Raw genomic sequence first — 20,116 nt, 5'->3', positions numbered from 1 at the left:
AGGAATCCCCGTATCCAGTTGATACTGGATACGGGGATTCCTCCATGCGCCCAGTCGGTCCCGGCCGGACTTCGTCCGCCGTACCGTCGCACCTGGATGCTGCGCGCCCATCGGACACATCCACGTCGGTGCATCGTCACCAGCGCGGCCACCTTCTCATCGTCGGGCGGGCGCGGGCGCCGGTACAGGGTGACCACGCTGTCCGCGTGCTGCTGGTGGGCGCGGATCCGCCCGGTCGAGACGTCGTCAGAGAGCGGTCGGGGAAGGGAACCGGCGAGCGCGGTCATACTGCCTCCCCGTCCACGAGCCACTGTGCCGCCGGGAGCACGTCCCGGGTGGGCGCCACGGTCGCCGCGACCACCAGCGCCCGAACCCGCCGAGAGATGTTCACCGGCCGGGGACGGGTTGGTCAGGTCAAGGCGACGGTACGTCCCGGCCGCCGTCTCGCAAGGGAACGCGGTGGTCGATCCGCTGGCCCATCCTGTGCGTTTCACCGCGCCCCTGGGTGTCGCACGCACTCGCGAGAAGCCTGCCGTGGCCCGCGCTCAGCGCACGGAGCCCGGCCCGGCACGGGGTGTCCCCTCAGTCCCCCGTGGGCCGGAGGCGCAGCTCGGTCTCGACGAACCGGTGGAGGTGCCGCCGGGCCCGCTCGGCGCTCAGCGGCGGCGCCTGCCGCAACCGTTGCAGCGCGAGACCGTCGATCAGCGCCACGAGGTGGACGGCGGACTCCTCCGGGTCCGGGCAGCCGAACTCCCCCTCGGCGACCCCACGCCGGATCAACTCCAGGATCTGGGCATGCCACCGGTCGTACCGGCCGGACTGGCGGTCGGCGAAGGCGTCGTCGTGCCGGCCGGCGCTCCAGTAGTCGAACCACAACCGCCAGTGCCGAGCGGTGTCCTCGGTGAAGGCCGCCTCGACGAGCCCGCGCAACCCCTCGACGGCGGACCTGCTGCGACGCGCCTCGGCGAGCACCGGATCGTAGTACTGCTCGATCTCCAGGGCGATCGCCTCGGACAGGATCTCCCGCACGCTGTGGAAGTGGTAGGTGACCGTGCCGACCGAGACACCGGCCGCCCTGGCGATGTCACGGATGCCGATCCCGGCCAGGCCGCGTTCGCCGATGAGCGGGAGCGCCGCCTCCAGCACGAGTCGGCGGCGCACCTCGGTGGGCTGGCGGGTCCTGGTAGCCGGGGTGACCGCCCGGCGTCCTCGCCGCGCCCTCGGCTGCTCCCCGGGAGGGGTCTCCGCCACGGCCACCCCGGTGTCGGTGGCCATCGTCGGCTGCCCGTCCCGACCCGCCTCGGCACCGTCCTCGGGAGATCCCCCGTCCACCGCCCCGTCCCGGGCGGGAGTCTCCGACCCGGCGCCGGTTCGCGGTTCGGAGACCCGGGCGGCGGGGGGCGGCGACGCCCGCCCGGCTCCCGGCGTCGGGAGGTCGCCGTCCGCGTGATCCTGGGCGGGGTCCGCGACCTCGGAGGTCGCGGACCCCGGGAACCCTGCGCTCAACCCGAGGTCCTCGGGAGTCGGCGGTGCCAGGTGCGGTCGCTGACCGTCTCGCCGTCGGCGACGGCGGTGACCCGGCTCTCCAGGACGAACTCGTCCGCCGTGGCCCGCAGGTCGGACTTCGTGTCGATCCGCACGTCCCAGTCCTCCCGCCGCAACCGGATGGTCCACGTCGAGGTGGCGGAGGCGGAGAGGGGGTCGTCCGCCCGGATGCGGTAGGTCTCCAGGGCGCTCTCCGAGTACTCCATCCCGTCGGGGAAGGTCCGCGAACCCCCGTAGTTGGGGTCCACCTGGAGGGTCCACTCGCCGGTGGCGACGTCGTGGCGGACGACCCGCTCCGGGCGATCCGGCGTGAGACCGGACCGCACGGGCAGCGGCGGCGCCTGCTCCGGCTCCTCGAACTCGATCGGGGCGGCACCCGCGTCGGCCCCCGGGTCCCGCACGGGCAGCAGCAGCGCGCTGTCCTGGGCTCGTACCCGCAGCACCGGGCTGGTGGGCTGGGGCCAGACCCAGGGCCAGTACGCGGTGGACACCGCGACCCGCAGGCGGTGCTCGGCGGGAACGGCGTACCCGGTGGCGGTCAGCTCGACCTCCACGTCCTCCTTCGTCCCGGGGTGCCAGGGCACCGCCCGGTCCCGGCCGTCCCGGCTCGCCAGGTTCAGCACGCCCCGGCTGATGAGGGTGGAGGACCCGTCGGGGGCGACGTCGCAGAGCCGGACGATCACGTTGGCCCTGGTGACGTCGCAGTCCATGCGGAGCCGCACCCTGGCCCGCCCGAGGATCTCCAGCCGCTCGGTCAGGGGGGCCGAGTCGAAGCAGGTCGACCGGCCGTCCTCCTCCCGCTGGTCGGGTGGCAGGTCGGTGGCGTTGCCGAACGGGAAGTAGCGACCGGCGTCCACCCCGGTGTGCTGGGGGCTGGAGATGACGACGCGCCCGTCGCCCATCGTGGCCGGTCCCCGCAGGTCCCCCGCGAACGGGCGGGTCTGCCAGTTCACGGAGGGGGAGGGCCAGCTGGGGTCACCAACCCACCGCCCCGGCCGCTCCGGGTAGCTGGTTCGTGGTGGGACGGGTTCCTGCATCCAGGTGCGCAGCGGCGGCGTGTCCATCGCGCCGTTGTCCTCGCCCTTGAGCCAGTGGTCCCACCACCTCAGGGTCTCCTGCAGGAACCCGATGGCGGGTCCTGGCGGCAGTTCGATGTCCGGGTAGCGGTGCGCCCAGGGGCCGATGATGCCCCGAACGGGGGCGTCGAGGTGTTCGACGAGCCGGAGCACCGTGTCGCGGTAGGGGTCCGCCCAGCCGCCGACGGCGAGGACGGCGGCGTCGATGGCCGAGTAGTCCTCGCAGACGCTGCCGTGCCGCCAGTAGTCGTCCCGCTGCTGGTGGGCCAACCAGGTGTGCAGGAACGGCTCCAGCGCGTCGAGCCGTTCCCGCCACATCGGCAGCCACCGGTCCCCGACGGCGGCCGGGTCCGGCGGGCGGGAGGTGAAGGCCAACATCGTGCCCGCCCACGCCAGCATGTCGATGCCGAGGACGGCGCCGCCGACGTAGTGCACGTCGTTGTCGTAGCGGTCGTCGGTGGAGCAGACGGTCACGACGGCCTTGAGCGGTTCGGGACGCAGCGCCGCGACCTGGAGGGAGTTGAAGCCGCCCCAGGAGATCCCGAACATGCCGACCCGCCCCGTGGACCACGGCTGCTCGGCGAGCCAGTGGACGACGTCGACGCCGTCGGCCAGTTCCTGTTCGGAGTACTCGTCCCGCATCACGCCCTCGGAGTTGCCACTGCCCCGCAGGTCCACCCGCACCGAGGCGTAGCCGTGGCCGGCGTACCAGGGGTGGCGCTGGGCGTCCCGGGGGGCCGTCCAGTCCCCCTTGCGGTAGGGCAGGTACTCCAGCAGCGCCGGGACCGGCCGGTCGACCGCGTCCACGGGACGCCAGATGCGGGCGTGCAACCGCGTGCCGTCCCGCATCGGGATCCAGGTGTCCTCGACCTCGACGTCACGGGCGAACTCCTCGCGGTATCTCACCGGTCCTCCTTGCCGACCTCCCGCCACCGCCGGATTCGGTGGCCTGCCCCTAGTTCTTCCCACACCGCCCCGTCGGCCGCGTCATCGGCCCACTGGACTGGTGGCGCGTCCCGGTTCTCGGCCCGTCGGCGGGCCGAGGTCGGGTCGGGTTCGAGCGCGGCGGCGAGCAGTGTGCTGGTGTACGGGTGGTTGGGGCCAGCGAAGACCGCTTCGGTGGGGCCCTCCTCGACGACGACACCGTGCCGGAGGACGACGACGCGGTCGGCGATGCCCCGCACCACGGCCAGGTCGTGGCTGATGAACAGGCAGGCCAGCCGCCGTCGCGCCCGGAGGTCGTCGAGGAGGGCGAGGATCGAGGCCTGCACGGACACGTCGAGCGCGGTGGTGATCTCGTCCGCGATCACGACGTCCGGTTCGCCCGCCAGTGCCCGGGCGATGCCGACGCGCTGCCGTTGGCCGCCGGAGAGCTGGGCCGGCAGCCGTTCGGTCAGGGCCGGGTCCAGGTGGACGTCCGCGACCAGCCCTCGGGTCCGCTCGTCCAGTTCCCGGCGGCCACGCGCCAGGCCGAACATCCGGAGTGGACGCCGAACCGCCTCGGCGACGCGCCGACGCGGGTTGAGCGCGGTGTCGGCGTTCTGGAAGACCAGCTGCACCCGGCGGCGCAGGTCGGTGGCCCGGCGGGCGGCGGGCTGGGCGAGGTCGTCGGACCGCCCGTGGTCGGTGTACCGCATCTCGCCCTCGCTCGGGGGGCGCAGGCCGGCCAGCGACCAGGCCAGGGTGGTCTTCCCACTGCCCGACTCACCCACCAGCGCCAGCACCTCGCCACGGCGCAGCTCCAGGGAGACCCCGTCGACGGCGGGGCGGGGTTCCGCGTGGGCTCGGCGGGTGCGCCGGCGCCTCCCGTACCCGATGCGGACGTCCCGCAGGGAGACGACGGGTGGTGCGTCCGCCACCGGCTCGCGCCGCCGCACGGTGCGGCCGCCGTCCTCGCCCACCTCGACGAGACCCCCGTCGGTGATCCTGGGGACGCTCGCCAGCAGGGTCCGGGTGTAGGGGTGGCGCGGGTCGGCGAACAGCCGCTCGGTGTCGGCTTCCTCCACGACCTCACCCCGGCGCATCACCAGCACCCGGTCCGCCATGCTCGCCACCACCCCGAGATCATGACTCACCAGGACCGTCGCCAGGCCCAGTTCGGAGCTCAGCGTGTCGAGCAGGCGGAGGATCCCGCCCTGGGTGACGACGTCCAGTCCGGTGGTGGGCTCGTCGAGCACGAGCGCGCGGGGGCGCGCGGCCACGGCCATCGCGATCGCCACCCGCTGCTGTTGGCCGCCGGAGAGCTGGTGCGGGTACCGCCGGGCCAGCTCCGCCGGGTTGGGCAGTCGTACCTGGTCGAGCAGCTCGACCACGGCGGCGTCCAACGCGCGGCGGTCCAGCCCCCGGCCCCGCAGCGCTTCGGCGACCTGGCGTCCCACCCGCATCGACGGGGTGAGCGCCTGTCCCGCGTTCTGCGCCACCATCGCGACGGTCCCGCCCCGCAGGGCGCGGAGCTGCCGGGGCGGCAGGGCGAACACGTCCTGCCCGTCGACCAGCACCCGGCCGCCGGCGAGTCGCGAACCGTGCCGCAGGTGGCCGAGCACGGTGCCGGCCACGGTCGACTTCCCCGACCCCGACTCCCCCACCACGGCCACCGTCTCGTTGGCGCGCACCGCCAGGTCGACCTCGTTGGCGACGACCACGTCCCGGCCCGCGGAGCGGTAGGACACGGTCAGCCCGGTGATCTCGACGACCGGCGCCCCGCCGGTCGCTTCCCGCTCGGTCATGCGCGCCCCTTCCGCACCCGGTCGACTCCCCAAGCCTTGGACAACCCGTCTGCCGCCAGGTTCAACCCGATGACCAGGGTCGCCAGCGCGATGATCGGCGCCAGGCTCGCCATCGGCACCACGGTGATCGCCGTCCTGTTCTCCGCGACCATCAGCCCCCAGTCCGGCGTCGGCGGGTTCGCGCCGAAGCCCAGGAAGGACAGCGAGCTGATCAGCAGGATCACCCAGGAGGCCCGCATGGCGAACTCGACGCAGACCACGTCGACGATGTTGGGCAGCACCTCCCGGAACAGGATCGACGTCGTCCGTTCGCCCCGGACCCTGGCCGCGGTGACGTAGTCGCTGGGGGCCACCCCCTGGGCGGCGGCCCGGACGACGCGGGTGACCGCCGGCGTGTAGACGAGGCTGACGGCGAGGACGATGACCAGCGGGCCCGCCCCCAGCACGGTCACGACCACCAGCAGGGCCAGGACCGGCGGGATGGACAGCACGGCGTCCATCACCCGCATCACCAGGTTGTCCAACCAACCCCCGCGCAACGCCACCACGCAACCGATCACGGTGCCCAGGGCCACGGCGAGGACGGTGGCCCCGAAGGACACCATCAGGGCGTAGCGCCCGCCGTGCAGCACGCGGCTGAGGACGTCACGTCCGTACTGGTCGGTGCCGGCCCAGTGCGCCCAGCCAGGCCCGGCGAGGGCGTTGGCCGGGTCGTTCTCCACCGGGGAGTGGGGGGCGACCAGCGGGGCGAGGAGGGCGACCAGCAGGTGCGCCGCGACCAGCGCCAGGCCCACCCACGCCGTGGTCGAACCCCGCAACGCTCCCAGGAGACCGGTGAGCGTTCCTCGCCGCCCGGTCGTGTCGGTACCAGTCCCGCTCATCGCAGCCCCACCTGCTCCCTGCTCCGCAGTTTCGGGTTGAGCGCCATCGCGCCGAGGTCGGCGGCGAGGTTGCACAGCACGTAGACGGTGGCGCTGATCAGCGCGATCGCCTGCAACATCGGCAGGTCGCGGTTGTGCACCGCCTGGAGCATCAGACTGCCCACCCCCGGGTAGTTGAAGACGTTCTCCACGACGACGACACCCCCGACCAGCCAGGCGATGTTCATGGCGATCACGTTCAGCGTCGGCAGCAGCGCGCTGGGCAGGGCGTGCCGGGTCACCACCCGCCAGCGCCCGAGCCCCTTGAGGGTGGCCGTCGTGACGAACTCCCCGGCCATCACGTCGATCACGCTGGTGCGTGCCATGCGGACGATGTAGGCGGTCATCGCGACGCCGAGGGCGGCGGCGGGCAACCAGACGGCGGGGAGCAGCTCCCCGATGCTGGCCGATGGCCCGTCGAGCACCACGGCGGGCAGCACCGGCACGGTGATGGACAGCGCCAGGACCAGCAGGGTCGCCACCACGAACTCGGGCACGCTCATGCCGACGAGGCTGAGCCCGGAGATCAGCGTGTCGGGCCAGCGGTCGCGGTAGAGGCCGGCGAGCACGCCGAGCACCACCGACAGCGTGACCGCGACGAGGATGGTGACCACGGCGATGAGCAGGGTGTTGCGCAGGTGCAGGCCCACCTCCGCCGCCACCGGCTCCCCCGAGGCGAGGGAGGTGCCGAGGTCCCCGGTGACGGCGCCCCCGACCCACTCGAGGTAGCGCTGCCAGGCGGGTTGGTCGAGGTCGAGCTGCTCCCGCAGCGTCGCCACCGCCTCGGGGGTCGCGTCCCGCCCCAGGATCTGGCTGGCGACGTCGCCGGGGAGGGCCTGGAGCGCGAGGAAGATGAGCACGGAGGACAGCGCGATGGTCAGCAGCGCGGAGAACAGTCGTCTGGCGACGAAGGACAGCATGCCGGTCACCTCCGCAGCCCGATGTTGAGGTAGTCGAACTCGAACCCGTGCTCCCGGTAGTTGAGGACGTCACGGGAGAGACCCACCAGGCGGTCGGCGAACACCGGGGTGATCGAGCCACCGTGGTCGACCACGTACCGCTGGGCGTCCTGGTAGAGCATCCGGCGGCGGTCGGCGTCCATCTCCCCCCTGGCCTCGTCGAGGAGCCCGTCGAAGCGGTCGTCGGCCCAGGCCGTCTCGTTGTAGCTCGAACCACCTCGGAAGATCTGGTTGAGGAGTTGTTCGATGGGCCGGCCGGTGTACCAGTAGGTCGCCATCAGTGGTTTCTGCATCCAGATCTGGGAGAAGTACGACTCGGCGGCCGCGGTCCGGACGTCGAGGGTGATCCCGGCCTCCCGCACCGAGTCCCGGAACGCCAACGCCATCGGCGTGAAGACCGGGTCGTAGGCGGAGGTGTGCAGGTCGAGGCGAAGGCCTTCCAGCCCGGCTCGGCGGAGCAGGAAACGCGCGTGCTCGGGGTCCCGTTCGACGCGGTAGTCGGTCCAGTAGGGCTCCTCGGGGGGTACGGGGTTGTCGTTCCCGATGACCCCGGCTCCCTGGAGGGCGACGTCGAGCACGGCCTGGGGGTCGTAGGCGAGCTTCATCGCCTGCCGGACCGACGGATCGGTGAAGGGCTCGGCGGTGCACAGCATCGGGAGGCCGTACCACTGCGAGTTCACCGACCGGGCGATGGTCGCCCGGTCGGAGGCGTTGATGACGCGTGCCGTGGCGAAGTCCAGGTTGGTCTGGGAGAGGAGGTGCACCTGGCCGGCGAGCAGCGCGTTCGACCGGGCCTGGGTGTCCGGGATGGCGTAGAACTCGATCTCGTCGAGCACCGGCCGCCCCTCCCAGTACTCGGGGTTGGCCACCACCCGGCCCCGGCCGGCGGGGGTGAAGGACTCCAGTCGGAACGGGCCGGTCCCGACCCCGGTCTCGCCGATGTGCCGCCCGCCGGCCTCGGCGCTGCCGTCCGGGATGACGTAGCAGTTGTACGAGGTCAGCAGGCTCGGGAACTCGGCGTTGGGCCGGGTGAGGTCGACCACGAGCGTGTGGGGGTCCGGGGTGTGGATCCCGCCCGGTTCGAGCATCGGCGCCAGGACCCCGGCCTGCGGCGATGCCACGTCCGGGTCCAGCAGGTGCCGCAGCGTGTAGCGGGCGTCGGCGGAGGTGAAGGGCCTGCCGTCGTGGAAGGTCACGCCGCGGCGCAGGGCGAAGGTCCACCGGGTGCCGTCCGGGGACGGTTCCCAGCCCTCCGCGAGGTCGGCGACGACGGAGCCGTCCTCCCCGATCCTGGTCAACCTGTTGTAGACGGCGCCGAGGTACTCGTAGGCGGAGAGCGCGCTCGCCGGGTCCAGCGTCTCGGCGTCGGAGGCCGGGGGCCGCGCGATGCGCAGCACCCCTCCGCTGGCCGGGTCGCCGGTCGCCGCCTCCACGGGGAGGGCGCGGGAGGCTGGTCCGGACGAGGAGCACCCCGCGGCCAGCCAGGTGGCCCCGAGGGCGCCCAGCCCGCCGGCGAGCAGGGAGCGGCGGCTGATCCCCCCGGGTGGTCGGACGCTGGTGCTGCCGTGGCGCATCTTCCTCCTCGCCCTGGCTGGGTGCCTCGTCTCGCCCTTATTCGTTCACTGAGCGATTGAGTTGGACCGCTGCACGATAGACAGACACCGCGAGGAGACCAAGCCCCCGGCCCCGTGGAGACCCGGGCGGAGACGAGGCGGACGGGCCCTCGGATCGAGGGCCTCACGACCGCCTCACGCACCGACACGGGTCACCTCGAAGCGGGAGGAAACCGCTGTTCGTGCCGGGGAGTCGGCCCACACCACCGCCCGGTGGGCCCCGGCGCGGCGAAGGCCCTGAGAACCGGCGGGCAGGACCGTTACGGCTTCCCGCCGGTAGTGACGGGAAACACTGCCCTGGCGACGGAGGGAGTTCGGCCCGTCACGGTGATCCGCCGGGGGCGGGGCTTGGGACGATCGATCGGCGGCCGGCGGTCGACCGTCCACGGTCGTCCACCGCCGGGAACGTCCGGATCACGGTGTCACGGCCGGGGTGGACGGCCAATCCGCGCGGCTCGCCGCACCGAAGGACGGACGTGACGAGTCGGCTCGACGATGAAGGTGGTCATGGCTGAGTGGACGGAACGGGCCGGCCGGCCCCCGGAGCAGGACGGGGCGGGCCGGCCGGACCAGGACGCCCCCACCGCGGAGCAGCTGATGGTGCGGGTCGCCAGAGGGGACGAGACCGCCTTCGGGCAGCTGTTCGACCTCCTCTCCGGCCCCGTGCTGTCCCTGGTGCGGACGGTGCTGCGCGATCCGGCCCAGTCCGAGGAGGTCGCGCAGGAGGTCCTGGTCGAGCTGTGGCGCACGGCACCCCGGTACGACCCGGCACTGGGGTCCGCGACGACCTGGGCCCTGACGATGGCCCACCGGCGGGCGGTGGACCGGGTCCGCTCCGAGCAGTCCGCGACGGACCGGGAGTCGAGGGTGGGCCGGCTCGACGAACGGCGGCCCTTCGACGAGGTCGCGGAGACCGTCGCGATCCGGCTGGAACAGGCGCAGGTGCGGCGCTGCGTCTCCACGTTGACGAGCCTCCAGCGGGAGTCGGTGCTGCTCGCCTTCTACCGGGGGCACACCTACCGGCAGGTGGCGGAGCTCCTCGGGGCGCCGTTGGGGACGGTCAAGACCCGGATGCGGGACGCCCTGATCCGGCTGCGTGACTGCCTGGGGGTGGGATAGTGAGCGTGGACATCCATTCGTTGACGGGCGCCTACGCGCTCAACGCGGTCACCGGCGAGGAGCGGACGGCGTTCGAGGAGCACCTCGCGGCCTGCCCGGTGTGCGCGCAGGAGGTGCGGGAACTGCGGGCGACGGCGGCGCGGGTGGCGGGGGCGCTGCCGACCACCCCGTGCCCCGGCCTGCGCGAGCGGGTCATGGCCGAGGTCGCCACGGTCCGCCAGGAACCCCCGCTGGTGGACGACGGGACACGGGCCGGGGCCCCCGCCCCGGACGTGCGTTCTGGTGCGGGTCGGCGGTGGGTGGTGCGCTCGGCGCTCGCGCTGGCCGCCGCGACCGCGGTGCTGGCCGGCGTGCTGGGCGGGCAGGCCATCCAGCTGCGCGAGGAGCGGGACACGCTCCGGGAGGAGCTCGCCGGAGAGGCGGGGCCGGCGCTGTCCGACCTGTTGGCCTCCGAGGACACCAGGGTGGTCAGTGGGGAGAGCGAGGGTGGGGGTACGGCCACCGCCGTCGTCTCCCGGGAGGCCGACCGGGCCGTCCTCCTGGTGTCGGGCATGCCGGACGCGCCGGCCGACCACGGCTACCAGCTGTGGCTGATCGACGACCAGCACGCCAGGCCGGCGGGGATGCTCGACGACGGGGAGGGACCCGTGGTGCTGGTGAAGGGTCTGGACGGGGCCGAACGGATCGGGGTGACCGTCGAGCCGGCGGGCGGGTCACGCCAACCCACCACGGATCCGGTGATGGTGCTCTCCCTGAGCGGTTGACGGGCCGGACGACGGCTCGTCCGGGAGGGACGAGGGCGGATCCGCCGCGCCCCCGCGCGGCGGGCGGTCCGGGCCGCACGCACGGGCCCGGACCGCCGGCGCGACTCGCCGCACCACCCCGGGTGCGCGGCGCTGGCTCGTTTGCCCCCGGGGCGCTCGGGTACCCGGAGCACGGTGGCGGCCCCGGGAGACTTCACCGCCGGCCGGTGGTCCGAGCGGAGGAGGAGCGCATGCGCGCACCGTTGTCCCGGCTCCGGTCAGCGGTACTGGGACCGAGCCGACGCGTACCCGAGCGAGCGCGGGACGTCGAGACCGCGACCCTGCGCTACCTGGTGTACGGGCTCCTCCCCGCCTGGTTCGTCCCCGGCTTGCTCGACTGGGCGCTACACCGGCGCACCGACATCGAGCACACCGCCGGGGTCCAGGAGTCGCTGATCCACGCCCTGATGATGACCGAGGTCGGCGTGCCGATCGCCATCGCCCTGGTGTGCGAGGTCAACCCCCTCGTGCTGACGATCATCGTGGCCGCGATCCTCGCGCACGAGGCCACCGCGTTGTGGGATGTCACGACGGCGGAGGAGAGCGGGCGGGAGGTCCGGCCCGTCGAGCAGCACGTCCACAGTTTCCTGGAGGCCATGCCGTTCATGGCTGGTGGAGCGCTGGCCTGCCTGCACTGGGAGCAGATCCAGGCGCTGGCGCGGGGTGCCCGGGACCGCCGGGCCTGGACGCTCCGGTTGAAGCGCCCGTCGCTGCCGCCCCGCTACCTGGCCGGGGTCGGTGGGGCCATCCTCGGTCTGATCGCACTGCCCTACGGGGAGGAACTGGTGAGGTGCCTGCGGGCACGTCGGCGCGGCTCCGCCACGGCGACGGCCTGACAGGTCTCCCCCGCCGCCGGCCCGCCGGTCGACCGGGGCGGCCGTGGGTCGGCGCGCGTGCGTCCGACCCGGCGCGGGTGCCGCGCCGAGGGAGGCGCCGCGGCGGCCGGTCGCGTGCCGCCCGGTGGGCGGAGGCCTTCGGGACGTTCCCGCTCGCCGCCGGCGCGAGGTCGAGCGGGGGGCCGACGACCGCCGACGGACACGCGCACCAGAGGAGACGGGACCGGGGTCCGCCGAACGGCGGCCAGCACCCCGATCCGTGGAGGACGAGGAGGACGACGATGACCGAGCACGCTGGCGAGTTGGCGGTGAGCACTCCGTCGGACGTCGAGATCACTATGAGCCGGACCTTCGACGCGCCCCGGGACCGCGTCTTCGCCGCGCACGGCAGCTGCGAGCACCTGCGGCGCTGGTGGGCGCGCGGGAACCCGATGGACTGCGAGCTGGACTTCCGGCCGGGCGGTTCCTACCGCTTCGTCGAACACGACCCCGACGGGAACGACTACGCCTTCCACGGCGAGTACCAGGAGATCGTCGTCCCGGAACGCATCGTTTCCACCTTCGAGTTCGAGGGCGCGCCCGGTGAGGTCCTGGTCGACACCGTGACCTTCGAGGAGGCGGACGGGAGGACCACGGTCACCACGGTCTCCCGGTTCGACAGCAGGGAGGCACGGGACGCGATGCTCCGCGTGGGCATGGTCGACGGAGCCGCCCAGTCGCTGCGCCGGCTCGCGGAGATCCTGCCCACCCTGCCCTGACGCGGACCGGCCCCAGGTCGGGGCGTGCCCGGCCGGGGACGTGCGTGACCGCCTCGTGGACGTCGAACCGGCCGCCGATCGCGGCCGGGGTGGCGAAGGATGCGGGTCAGGTCGAGTTGACGGTTCCCCGCCCCGACCGCAGCGCGGGACTCGGGTGGTCGCGACCAGCTTCGAGCCCTTCCAGCAGTTCCAGCACGGTCGCCCTCGCGTCGTGCTCCGGACGCCAGCCCAGCTCCGTCCACGCTCTGGACGTGTCCAGCACCGGGCACCACCGGGCCAGGTCCACCCAGCCCGGCGAGGTCGGCTGGAGGCGCAGTGCCCAACTCACCCTCGCGGCGGCCCGGACGAGCCAGGGCGCGACCGGCACGTGCCTGGCGTGGAGGAGGCGGGCCAGCTCGGCCGGCGGCATCGGCGGATCGGCGGCCAGGTTGAACGCCCCCGCCGCCCGCTGACCGATGGCCAACGACACCGCGCTGGCCACATCCTCGGTGTGGACGAACTGGAGGGTCAGTTCGGAGGGCATCGGTAGCACGGGCAGCTTTCCCCGCCGCACCCCCCGGTACACCGACCGGGGGACCAGTGGGCCGATGAAGTAGCCGGCGATCTCGACGGCGGCCCGCCGTTGCAGGATCAGGCCCGGCCGGAACCGGGTGATGGTGAGCCCTGGCTCACGGCGACCCAGTTCGTCCAGCAGGGCCTCGACGGCCGCCTTGTCCCGGCTGTAGGAGGACGCGGCGACACCCCCGGTGGGCCAGTCCTCCCCCACCGCCCGACGTTTGGGACCCGGTGAGTACGCGCCCACCGAGGACAGGTACACGAGGTGGGGCACGCCGGCTCGGACGCACGCCTCGGCGACCCGCCTGCTGCCTTCGACGTTCGTGCGGTGCAGGGCGAGCTCGTCGTGGCTCGGTTGGATCAGCCAGGCGAGGAGCACGACGCTGTCCGCGCCCCGCAACACCTCGACCAGACGTGGGGTGCTGTCCTCCGAGCCGATGTCGATCTCGTGCCAGCCGACACCCTGGTAGGGCGGGGCGGGGGGTGGCGTCCGCCTGCTCACCCCGACCAGTTCGGCCCGCGGGTAGTCGCGGGCCAGCCGACCGAGCACGGCCGTCCCCACGTTCCCCGAGGCTCCGACCACGACGATCCTCACGACGGCTCCTCCTCACCGGGCTGCGTGCTCGTGGGTCCCGTCTCCCGCGCGGGGGACCCCGCCCCGAGGCCTGGGCGGCGGGAGGGGCCGCCCCGGGGGACCGCCCGGTCCCCGTCCCGCGCCCCCGACGCCCAACCTCGGTGGCCGTGCGGCCGCAACAGCACCTTCCGCACGCCGGGACGCTTCTTCGCGAAGGCCGCGTAGTACTCGGGGGCGTCCCGCAGCGGGACCTGGTGGGAGACGAGTTCGGCGGCCCCCAGGGGGTCACCGTCCCGCAACACGTCCAGCAACGTGTCGGTCCACGCGCGGACGTGGGCCTGGCCCCAGCGCAGGGTGACGTTGCGGTCGAACAGGTCGCCCAGGGGGAAACGCGGCATCCACGCCGCGTACACGCCGCTGACCGAGACGGTGCCGCCCCGGCGCACCGCTCCGAGGGACTGGTGCAGGGCGTGCAACCGGTCGGGCTTCGTCTTGAGGATCTGGGTGACCCGGTCGACGACCGACCCCTCCGAGTCCATTCCCACCGCGTCGATCACCGAGTCGGCGCCGCGGCCGGCCGTCCCGGCCCGGATCTGTTCCACCGGGTCACCGTCCTGGGGATCGATCGTCTCGATCCCCGCCCTGGCGGCGAACGCGCGCCGGTCGGGGTACGGGTCGACGGCGAGGACCCGACCCGCGCCCCGGTGCAGGGCGATCCGGGCGCTCATCTGTCCGATGGGGCCGAGGCCGAAGACCGCGAGGCTGCCCCCTCGGGGGACGTCGGCGTACTCGACGGCCTGCCAGGACGTGGGCAGCACGTCGGAGAGGAGCGCCAGCGCCTCGTCTGGGACCCCTTCGGGTACCCGGATGGGCCCGAAGTGGGCCTGGGGAACCCGCAGGTACTCGGCCTGCGCTCCGGGGACCCCACCGTAGAGGTGGGTGTAGCCGAACAGCGATGCGCCCTTCCGGCCCCCCAGGTTCTGCGTCGTCTCGCACTGCGCGAACAGCTGGCGCCGGCACATGAAGCACTCGCCGCAGGAGATGTTGAACGGCACCACCACCCGGTCCCCCGGCCGGATGTGGTGGACCGACCTCCCCACCTCCTCGACCACGCCCATCGGCTCGTGACCCAGGATGTCCCCGGGTTTCACCGCCAACGCGAGGCCGTGCTCGTAGAGGTGGAGGTCCGAGCCGCACAGCCCGCTCGCCGTGACCCGGATGATTGCGTCCGTCGGCTGCTCGATGGTCGGGTCCGCCACGGTGTCGACGTGCACCGACCGGGGGCCGTGCCAGGTGAGCGCGCGCATCCTTCCCCTTCCGCCCAGCGTCCGTGAACCTCCGCACTGTCCCCCTACCCGGACGCCACGCCGCGAAACGTGGCCCGGCCGGGCCCGACCCGCTCGGTCAGACCCGGCGCAGCAGGTCCGCCGCTGCCGTGAGGTCAGCGAGGAAGCCCGCGTAGGCGTCCTCGCGGTCCCTCGCCCGCAGCACGGCCGACGGGTGGACGGTGGCGATCAGGTGGTCGGGCGCGCTCCTTCGCGGACCGAGTTCCCCGGCGGGGAAACGCTGGGGTTCGCCCCGGTGCCGGGTCACCCGGAACGAGTCGCCCAGCAGGGACTTCGCCGCCACGGCCCCCAATGCCACCACCAGTCGGGGGCGAACGACTGCGAGTTCCGCCAGCAGCCAGGGGCGGCAGGCGACGCGTTCGGTGCGGTTGGGCTGGCGGTGCAGGCGGGGCTTGCCCGTGCCGCCACGGGTGAACCCGAAGTGCTTGACCGCGTTGGTGAGGTACGCGCGGTCCCGGTCGATCCCGGCCTCCCGGAGACCTCGGTCGAGCACGCGGCCCGCGGGGCCGACGAACGGGGTGCCCTCGATGTCCTCCCGGTCGCCCGGCTGTTCGCCCACCAGGACGACCTCGGCGGTGGCCGGCCCCCGGCCGAACACGACCTGCGTGGCGTCCCGGTAGAGGTCGCAGCCCCGGCAGGCCGTGGCCGCCCGCCGCAGTCCGGGCAGTCCGGCCCGGGCCGGCACGAAGGGGGTGGCGTCGGTGTGCTCAGCGGGCATGATCACGTCACCTCGTCTCGCCGCGCCGAGCAGGCTCCCTGCTTGGACGGCTGCGCGGACGTCCTCGGACGGAACGCCGTTCCCCTCCGGGTGCCCCGCCGCCGGGCACCGTTCACGGCCCGGTCTCCTCCGAACCTCTCGCGGGAGGCCTGCCCTCCCGCGCGGTCGCGTCGCCGCCCCCGCCAGCGCGTACCCAGGCCGTCCGGCCCGGCGTCGCGGCGCACCCCGCGACCGGGCGGTCCCCCGCGCCAGCCGGGACGCGGTCAGCCAGGGCACACCTCCACCCTCCCCCGCCACGGTGGCGGCCCAGCCGAACCGGCATGCACCCGCGGCCGGCGGGCACCCGGCTACCGGGAGCGGGTCGGGGCACCCGCCCTGGATACCGGGCGGAACGCGGAGGTGCGGGGTGGCGGCTGACCAGCCCAGGGTGGCAATGGTGTGCGGGACGACGGCGGCGGACCGGGACGGGGTCGCGGACTACGTCCACCACCTGCTGCCCGCGCTGACCGACGCCGGGGTCGCGGCGGACCTGGCACCGGTGTCCCTCCACCCGGGGCAGGGGCCGGGCCGCCGGTGGGACGAGCTGCGCGCGTTGCGCCGCCGGCTGGCCCGGTGGGCTCCGGACGTGGTGCACCTCCAGTTCGCGCCGTCCGCCTACGGCTTCTCCCGCCTCTCCGGCCTGCTGCCACTGGTGGTGCCCCGAGGCGTGCCCCTGGTCACCACCCTGCACGAGTACGGTTCCTGGGACCCGCCAGCGGTACTCCCCCGGGCCCTCTGGCGGCTGGCTGAGGCCCGAGGCTGGTGGTGCCGGGAAACCGGGCGGCTGGTTCCGAGGAGCCGGGCGCTCCTGACCACCAACGCCGGGCACGCCAGCGTCGTGGCACGGCGGTGGGGGCTGGCCCCGCACGTGGTGCCGCTCGCCGCGAACGTCGCGGTAGGACGACCGGAAGGCGATCCCCGGGTCCGCGTGCGCGCCGGGTTGGGCCTGCGCGCGGACGCCCCGCTGATCGTGTTCTTCGGGTTCGTCCACCCGGTCAAGGGCCTGCGCTACCTGATCGACGCGCTGCCACCGCTCCGCGCCGCCCACCCGGGGCTGCACCTGTGCGTGGCCGGCGGCTTCGTCTCCTGCGCCCTGCCCGAGCCGGAGGCGCGGGCGTTCCACGACGACCTGGTCGAGCTCACCCAGCGGCGGGGCGTGGGCGACGCCGTGACCTTCACCGGGTACCAACCGGAGGAGCGGGTGTCGGACCTGCTGCGCGCGGCGGACGCCGCGATCTTCCCGTTCACCGGGGGCGCCACCACCAAGAGCGGCGCCGTCCTCGCGGCCATGTCGCACGGAACGCCGACGGTGGTGACCGGAGCGGACCCGCCCGATCCCGACCTGGTGGACGGCGAGACGACGGTGGTGGCGCCCTCCACCCGCAGCGCCGAGGCGCTCCGCGAGGCGGTGCACCGGGTACTGGCCGACCCCGACCTGCGTCGACGTGTGGCGGACCGGGCCCGCCAGGTGGTGGGTCGCCGCGACTGGCCGGTGATCGCCGCCGAACACCACAGCGTGTACCGGGCGGTGCTGCGGGAGTGGTCGTGAGCGGCACCTACCGGCGCATCCTGGTGGTCGACCTGCTCGGCGGTCTCGGGGACCTGCTCATGCTCCTGCCCTCCGTGCACGCACTGGCCAGGAACCACCCCGGGGCGGAGGTGCACCTGCTCACCCACCGGCCAGGGGACTCGCTGGTGGAGGCGGACGAGGCGGTGACGGCGGTCCTGGTTCCGGAACGGCGGGGCGGGGGCGGTGAGCGCGAGGCCGTCCAGCGGTCGCTGGCACGGGTCGACCCGGACCTGGTGGTCAGCTCCACCCGCTACGACGGCATCCCCGACCTCATCGAGCGCTTCGGCGCCAGGGCGGTGACCGACCTGTGGCGCCACCCGCCGCCCGACGAACGCGTCGGTGACCGCTACCTGCGGATCCTGCGCGACGAGGGGCTGATCGGGACCGAGGACCTGGACTGCCCTGGGCATGTCCGCCTCACCTCGACCGAGCGCCTCCTCGGCGCGGAGCTGCTGGGGCGCGTGGTGCCGGCGCACGTGCGGCGGGCGCCGGTCGTCCTGGTGACGGGAGCCGGCATGGCCGTCAAGCGCTGGCCGGGTCCGAGCTGGGACGCCCTCGCCGCCGCCCTGCGCGCGGCGGGCACCCCGGTGCTGGCCGTCGCCGACGGGGGACCGGTGCCGAGGGGGGCGTCCCCGCTGCCCCGAGGGGACCTCCGGGCGCTGGCCGCGACCTACGCCGAGGTCGGGCGTCGCGGTGGGGTGGTCGTCGGCGGCGACACGGGACCAACCCGGCTGGCCGCCTCACTCGGAGTGCGGGTCGTGGGGCTGTTCGGGCCGACCTCGACGCCGCGGTACGGGTTCGGGCCGGGACCCGGTTCACCGCACGAGGCTGGCCGACGGGGGGTGGGGCAGGTCGGGGGCGGTGGCGCGGGTACCCGCGCCACCGGCGCGTCGGCCCGTCCCGGGCGAGACGGGGAGGACGGGCGGGTGCTCGTCTCCCCATCGGGTTCCGACCTCCAGGGCCTCCCCGGGTGCGACCACCGCAGACCCACCGCGATCACCGAGCAGGGTTGTTGGTGGTCGGCCGCCTGCCCGTTGTCGCCCCACGGTCCGGCGTGCATGGCGGCCCTGGACGTCTCCGATGTCCTCCTCGCGGTGGAGCGTGCCACGGGGGCGGCCGGGTGAGGGGCGGCCGGGACGGGCCTCGTCGCGGGCCGGCGTGCCGTGCGCGCGGGTGCCCGGGGCGGCAGCTCGGCGTTTCACCGCGCCGTCACGTGGCATCCCGGGAGGGAGGTCCATCCGGACCTCGGCGGCGGTGGGACCGCCGTCCGGACCGGCACCGGAGGAGGGACGGATCATGGCCAGCGCCAACCCGATCCAGATGCAGAAGTCGCTGAAGGACCTGGACTACCCGGCGAGCACCGACCAGATCGTCGAGCACGCGCAACAGCACGGAGCAGACGAGAACATCCTGTCCGGCCTGCGCAAGCTGCCCAAGGACCGCACCTTCGACGGGCCGAACGCCGTGAGCGAGGCGTTCTCCAAGGTGTGACGTCACGACGATCGCCCCAAGGGGCGCGGCTGGGGTGTCAGGCGGCTGATGCCCCTTCCCGTGCGCAGTCCGGGACACCCAGCGGAGGAGTGAGATGAGGCTGTCACGAATCACCGACCGGATCGCGGAGCAGAAGTGGCTGGACAGGGTGAACTCCCGCATCCACCGCGTCGTCACGCGGGTGCTGCCCGAGGGGAGCGTGAAGGACGCCCTCCACGGTGTCTGGCTCGGCCACCCGGTGCACCCCGCGATGGTCCAGCTCCCCGTCGGGTGCTTCCTCTCGGCCGCCGTGCTGGACGTCACCACGCCGGGGAGCCGGGCGGCGCGGGTGTTGGTCGGCACCGGGATCGCCAGCGCGATGCCCGCGGCGGTGAGCGGTTGGGCCGACTGGTCCGACGCCCACGAGGAGCAGCAGCGGACCGGCACGGTGCACGCGCTGTTAAACACCGCCGGGCTCGCCTGCTACCTCGTGTCGTTCGTGGCCCGCCGCGACCGGTCCGGTCGCACGGGTTCGGTCTCCGGCGGCGTGGGCATGCTCTTCCTGCTCGCCGGGGCGACGCTGGGCGGCGAGTTGTCGTTCCGGCAGGCGCTGGGCCCCAACCACGCCGAGGACGCGGCGCACCGGGGCCCCAACGACTGGTGCGACCTCGGCCCGCTGGACGACTTCAGCGAGGGGCGCCCCGAGGTCCGGGACGCCGGCAACGTCAAGGTCGTCGTGCTGCGCAGCGGTTCGGACGTGGTGGTGTTGCACGACGCGTGCAGCCACCTCTCCGCTCCCCTGCACGAGGGGGAGGTGGAGGAGGTGGCCGGGCACCGCTGCCTGGTGTGCCCGTGGCACGGCAGCACCTTCCGCCTCTCCGACGGTGAGGTCATGCGGGGGCCGGCGACCGCGCCGCAGCCACGGCTGATCAGCCGGGTGCGGGCGGGCCGGGTGGAGGCCCGGGCCCGCACCTACGCGGGCGTCCCGGCGAGCTGAACCTCCCGGCCGGCGGGTTCCGCTCCGGCGTCCCCCGTCTCCACCGACGTGCGGAGGTGTCGGCCGCTCGTGGACGGCACCCGAGGCCAGGCGTCCGCCCTCGGGTCCCCGCACCGGGGACGGGAGTGCCCCGGGGGGACCCGACATCCGCCGCATCGACGACTCCCCCGGCACCTGTCCGGGCGGCCCCGGACCTCGAGAACGGCTCGGCGCCAGGTCGTCGCCGTTCGGCAGCTCCTCTGGGCCTGAGCGGGACCGGCGGTGAAGCGGGACCGCCGCCCAGCGGTAGGTGGGTCGCGACCGGTACGACCGGTCCCGATCGGGACGGGGGCCGGTTCGGTCCCGGAATCCCGGTCCGACGGGCGTTCACCTGCCGCTTCCGCGCCTGGCCGACGGTGACACCGGGTCCGCCCGAGACGGGACGCACGGGTGGGGCGGTCCACTGGCAGCGCCCGGGTTGGCGGCGGCCCGTTCGGGTCCGGGAGCCCGGCG

The 20,116-nt window shown here is 74.0% G+C and carries 17 protein-coding genes; 8 read left to right on the top strand and 9 right to left on the bottom strand.

Annotated elements, in window-relative coordinates:
- Window positions 1-582 precede the first annotated feature (582 nt).
- From C1701_RS21645 to C1701_RS21620, 6 genes are read right to left on the bottom strand one after another with little or no spacing between them, the layout of a single operon-like run.
- Window positions 583-1,506, bottom strand: a complete 924-nt coding sequence (locus C1701_RS21645; protein WP_245588778.1) for a TetR/AcrR family transcriptional regulator — start codon at window positions 1,504-1,506, stop codon at window positions 583-585.
- Window positions 1,503-3,527, bottom strand: coding sequence for a CocE/NonD family hydrolase (locus tag C1701_RS21640; RefSeq protein ID WP_026418705.1), 2,025 nt, complete (start codon window positions 3,525-3,527; stop codon window positions 1,503-1,505). The genes C1701_RS21645 and C1701_RS21640 overlap by 4 nt, the downstream gene beginning before the upstream one ends.
- Window positions 3,524-5,347, bottom strand: a complete 1,824-nt coding sequence (locus tag C1701_RS21635) for a dipeptide ABC transporter ATP-binding protein (RefSeq protein WP_103056516.1) — start codon at window positions 5,345-5,347, stop codon at window positions 3,524-3,526. The genes C1701_RS21640 and C1701_RS21635 overlap by 4 nt, the downstream gene beginning before the upstream one ends.
- Window positions 5,344-6,228, bottom strand: coding sequence for an ABC transporter permease (locus C1701_RS21630; protein WP_026418703.1), 885 nt, complete (start codon window positions 6,226-6,228; stop codon window positions 5,344-5,346). The genes C1701_RS21635 and C1701_RS21630 overlap by 4 nt, the downstream gene beginning before the upstream one ends.
- Window positions 6,225-7,187 (bottom strand): ABC transporter permease, encoded by a 963-nt coding sequence (locus tag C1701_RS21625; RefSeq protein ID WP_026418702.1) that lies wholly within the window; start codon window positions 7,185-7,187, stop codon window positions 6,225-6,227. Before C1701_RS21625 ends, C1701_RS21630 begins: the two co-directional genes overlap by 4 nt.
- 5 nt (window positions 7,188-7,192) lie before the next feature.
- Window positions 7,193-8,800, bottom strand: coding sequence for an ABC transporter substrate-binding protein (locus C1701_RS21620; RefSeq protein WP_026418701.1), 1,608 nt, complete (start codon window positions 8,798-8,800; stop codon window positions 7,193-7,195).
- Between the two features lie 546 nt (window positions 8,801-9,346).
- On the opposite strand from C1701_RS21620, the gene sigK reads away from it, so the two are divergent.
- The 4 genes from sigK (at window position 9,347) to C1701_RS21600 (ending at window position 12,355) form a co-directional block, all read left to right on the top strand.
- Entirely contained in the window at window positions 9,347-9,958 is a 612-nt protein-coding gene (gene sigK, locus C1701_RS21615) for an ECF RNA polymerase sigma factor SigK (RefSeq protein ID WP_103057141.1), read from the top strand.
- Window positions 9,958-10,722, top strand: coding sequence for an anti-sigma factor domain-containing protein (locus C1701_RS21610; protein WP_026418700.1), 765 nt, complete (start codon window positions 9,958-9,960; stop codon window positions 10,720-10,722). The genes sigK and C1701_RS21610 overlap by 1 nt, the downstream gene beginning before the upstream one ends.
- A 230-nt stretch (window positions 10,723-10,952) precedes the next feature.
- The gene (locus tag C1701_RS21605; protein WP_051313919.1) at window positions 10,953-11,597 is read left to right on the top strand and encodes a hypothetical protein; all 645 of its coding nucleotides are present in this window, start codon (window positions 10,953-10,955) and stop codon (window positions 11,595-11,597) included.
- Between the two features lie 281 nt (window positions 11,598-11,878).
- Window positions 11,879-12,355, top strand: coding sequence for an SRPBCC family protein (locus C1701_RS21600; RefSeq protein ID WP_026418698.1), 477 nt, complete (start codon window positions 11,879-11,881; stop codon window positions 12,353-12,355).
- A gap of 106 nt (window positions 12,356-12,461) precedes the next feature.
- On the opposite strand, the gene C1701_RS21595 is transcribed toward C1701_RS21600, so the two are convergent.
- The 3 genes from C1701_RS21595 to C1701_RS21585 all read right to left on the bottom strand — a co-directional run bounded on the left by C1701_RS21595 (window position 12,462) and on the right by C1701_RS21585 (window position 15,548).
- Complete coding sequence (locus C1701_RS21595; protein WP_026418697.1) at window positions 12,462-13,505, bottom strand: NAD-dependent epimerase/dehydratase family protein; 1,044 nt, start codon at window positions 13,503-13,505, stop codon at window positions 12,462-12,464.
- Entirely contained in the window at window positions 13,502-14,791 is a 1,290-nt protein-coding gene (locus tag C1701_RS21590; protein WP_103056514.1) for a zinc-dependent alcohol dehydrogenase, read from the bottom strand. Before C1701_RS21590 ends, C1701_RS21595 begins: the two co-directional genes overlap by 4 nt.
- Before the next feature lie 97 nt (window positions 14,792-14,888).
- A complete protein-coding gene (locus tag C1701_RS21585) occupies window positions 14,889-15,548 on the bottom strand; it encodes a UdgX family uracil-DNA binding protein (RefSeq protein WP_103057139.1) in 660 nt (219 codons plus the stop codon).
- A 406-nt stretch (window positions 15,549-15,954) separates the two neighbouring features.
- Between C1701_RS21585 and C1701_RS21580 the strand changes: the two genes are divergently transcribed.
- The 4 genes from C1701_RS21580 (at window position 15,955) to C1701_RS21565 (ending at window position 19,624) form a co-directional block, all read left to right on the top strand.
- A complete protein-coding gene (locus C1701_RS21580; protein ID WP_337661876.1) occupies window positions 15,955-17,136 on the top strand; it encodes a glycosyltransferase in 1,182 nt (393 codons plus the stop codon).
- Window positions 17,133-18,281 carry a glycosyltransferase family 9 protein gene (locus C1701_RS21575; RefSeq protein WP_211237523.1) on the top strand — a complete coding sequence of 383 codons (1,149 nt, stop codon included), beginning with the start codon at window positions 17,133-17,135 and terminating at the stop codon, window positions 18,279-18,281. The genes C1701_RS21580 and C1701_RS21575 overlap by 4 nt, the downstream gene beginning before the upstream one ends.
- A gap of 172 nt (window positions 18,282-18,453) precedes the next feature.
- On the top strand, window positions 18,454-18,648 hold the full coding sequence (locus C1701_RS21570) for a DUF2795 domain-containing protein (RefSeq protein WP_016698370.1): 195 nt from the start codon (window positions 18,454-18,456) through the stop codon (window positions 18,646-18,648).
- A gap of 94 nt (window positions 18,649-18,742) precedes the next feature.
- The gene (locus C1701_RS21565) at window positions 18,743-19,624 is read left to right on the top strand and encodes a Rieske 2Fe-2S domain-containing protein (protein ID WP_035292030.1); all 882 of its coding nucleotides are present in this window, start codon (window positions 18,743-18,745) and stop codon (window positions 19,622-19,624) included.
- Window positions 19,625-20,116 lie beyond the last annotated feature (492 nt).

It is taken from the genome of Actinoalloteichus sp. AHMU CJ021 (genome assembly GCF_002895405.1).
GTDB classification, from domain to species: domain Bacteria; phylum Actinomycetota; class Actinomycetes; order Mycobacteriales; family Pseudonocardiaceae; genus Actinoalloteichus_B; species Actinoalloteichus_B caeruleus.
Note: the sequence above shows the minus strand (reverse complement) of the source record. Positions and strands in the feature narration are given on the sequence as shown.

Bases quoted from the DNA above. Each gene is read 5' to 3' on its own strand.
- sigK (WP_103057141.1), top strand. From the start codon at position 9,347: ATGGCTGAGTGGACGGAACGGGCCGGCCGGCCCCCGGAGCAGGACGGG.
- C1701_RS21635 (WP_103056516.1), bottom strand. From the start codon at position 5,347: ATGACCGAGCGGGAAGCGACCGGCGGGGCGCCGGTCGTCGAGATCACC.
- C1701_RS21590 (WP_103056514.1), bottom strand. From the start codon at position 14,791: ATGCGCGCGCTCACCTGGCACGGCCCCCGGTCGGTGCACGTCGACACC.
- C1701_RS21630 (WP_026418703.1), bottom strand. From the start codon at position 6,228: ATGAGCGGGACTGGTACCGACACGACCGGGCGGCGAGGAACGCTCACC.
- C1701_RS21625 (WP_026418702.1), bottom strand. From the start codon at position 7,187: ATGCTGTCCTTCGTCGCCAGACGACTGTTCTCCGCGCTGCTGACCATC.
- C1701_RS21605 (WP_051313919.1), top strand. From the start codon at position 10,953: ATGCGCGCACCGTTGTCCCGGCTCCGGTCAGCGGTACTGGGACCGAGC.
- C1701_RS21585 (WP_103057139.1), bottom strand. From the start codon at position 15,548: ATGCCCGCTGAGCACACCGACGCCACCCCCTTCGTGCCGGCCCGGGCC.
- C1701_RS21570 (WP_016698370.1), top strand. From the start codon at position 18,454: ATGGCCAGCGCCAACCCGATCCAGATGCAGAAGTCGCTGAAGGACCTG.
- C1701_RS21565 (WP_035292030.1), top strand. From the start codon at position 18,743: ATGAGGCTGTCACGAATCACCGACCGGATCGCGGAGCAGAAGTGGCTG.
- C1701_RS21620 (WP_026418701.1), bottom strand. From the start codon at position 8,800: ATGCGCCACGGCAGCACCAGCGTCCGACCACCCGGGGGGATCAGCCGC.
- C1701_RS21600 (WP_026418698.1), top strand. From the start codon at position 11,879: ATGACCGAGCACGCTGGCGAGTTGGCGGTGAGCACTCCGTCGGACGTC.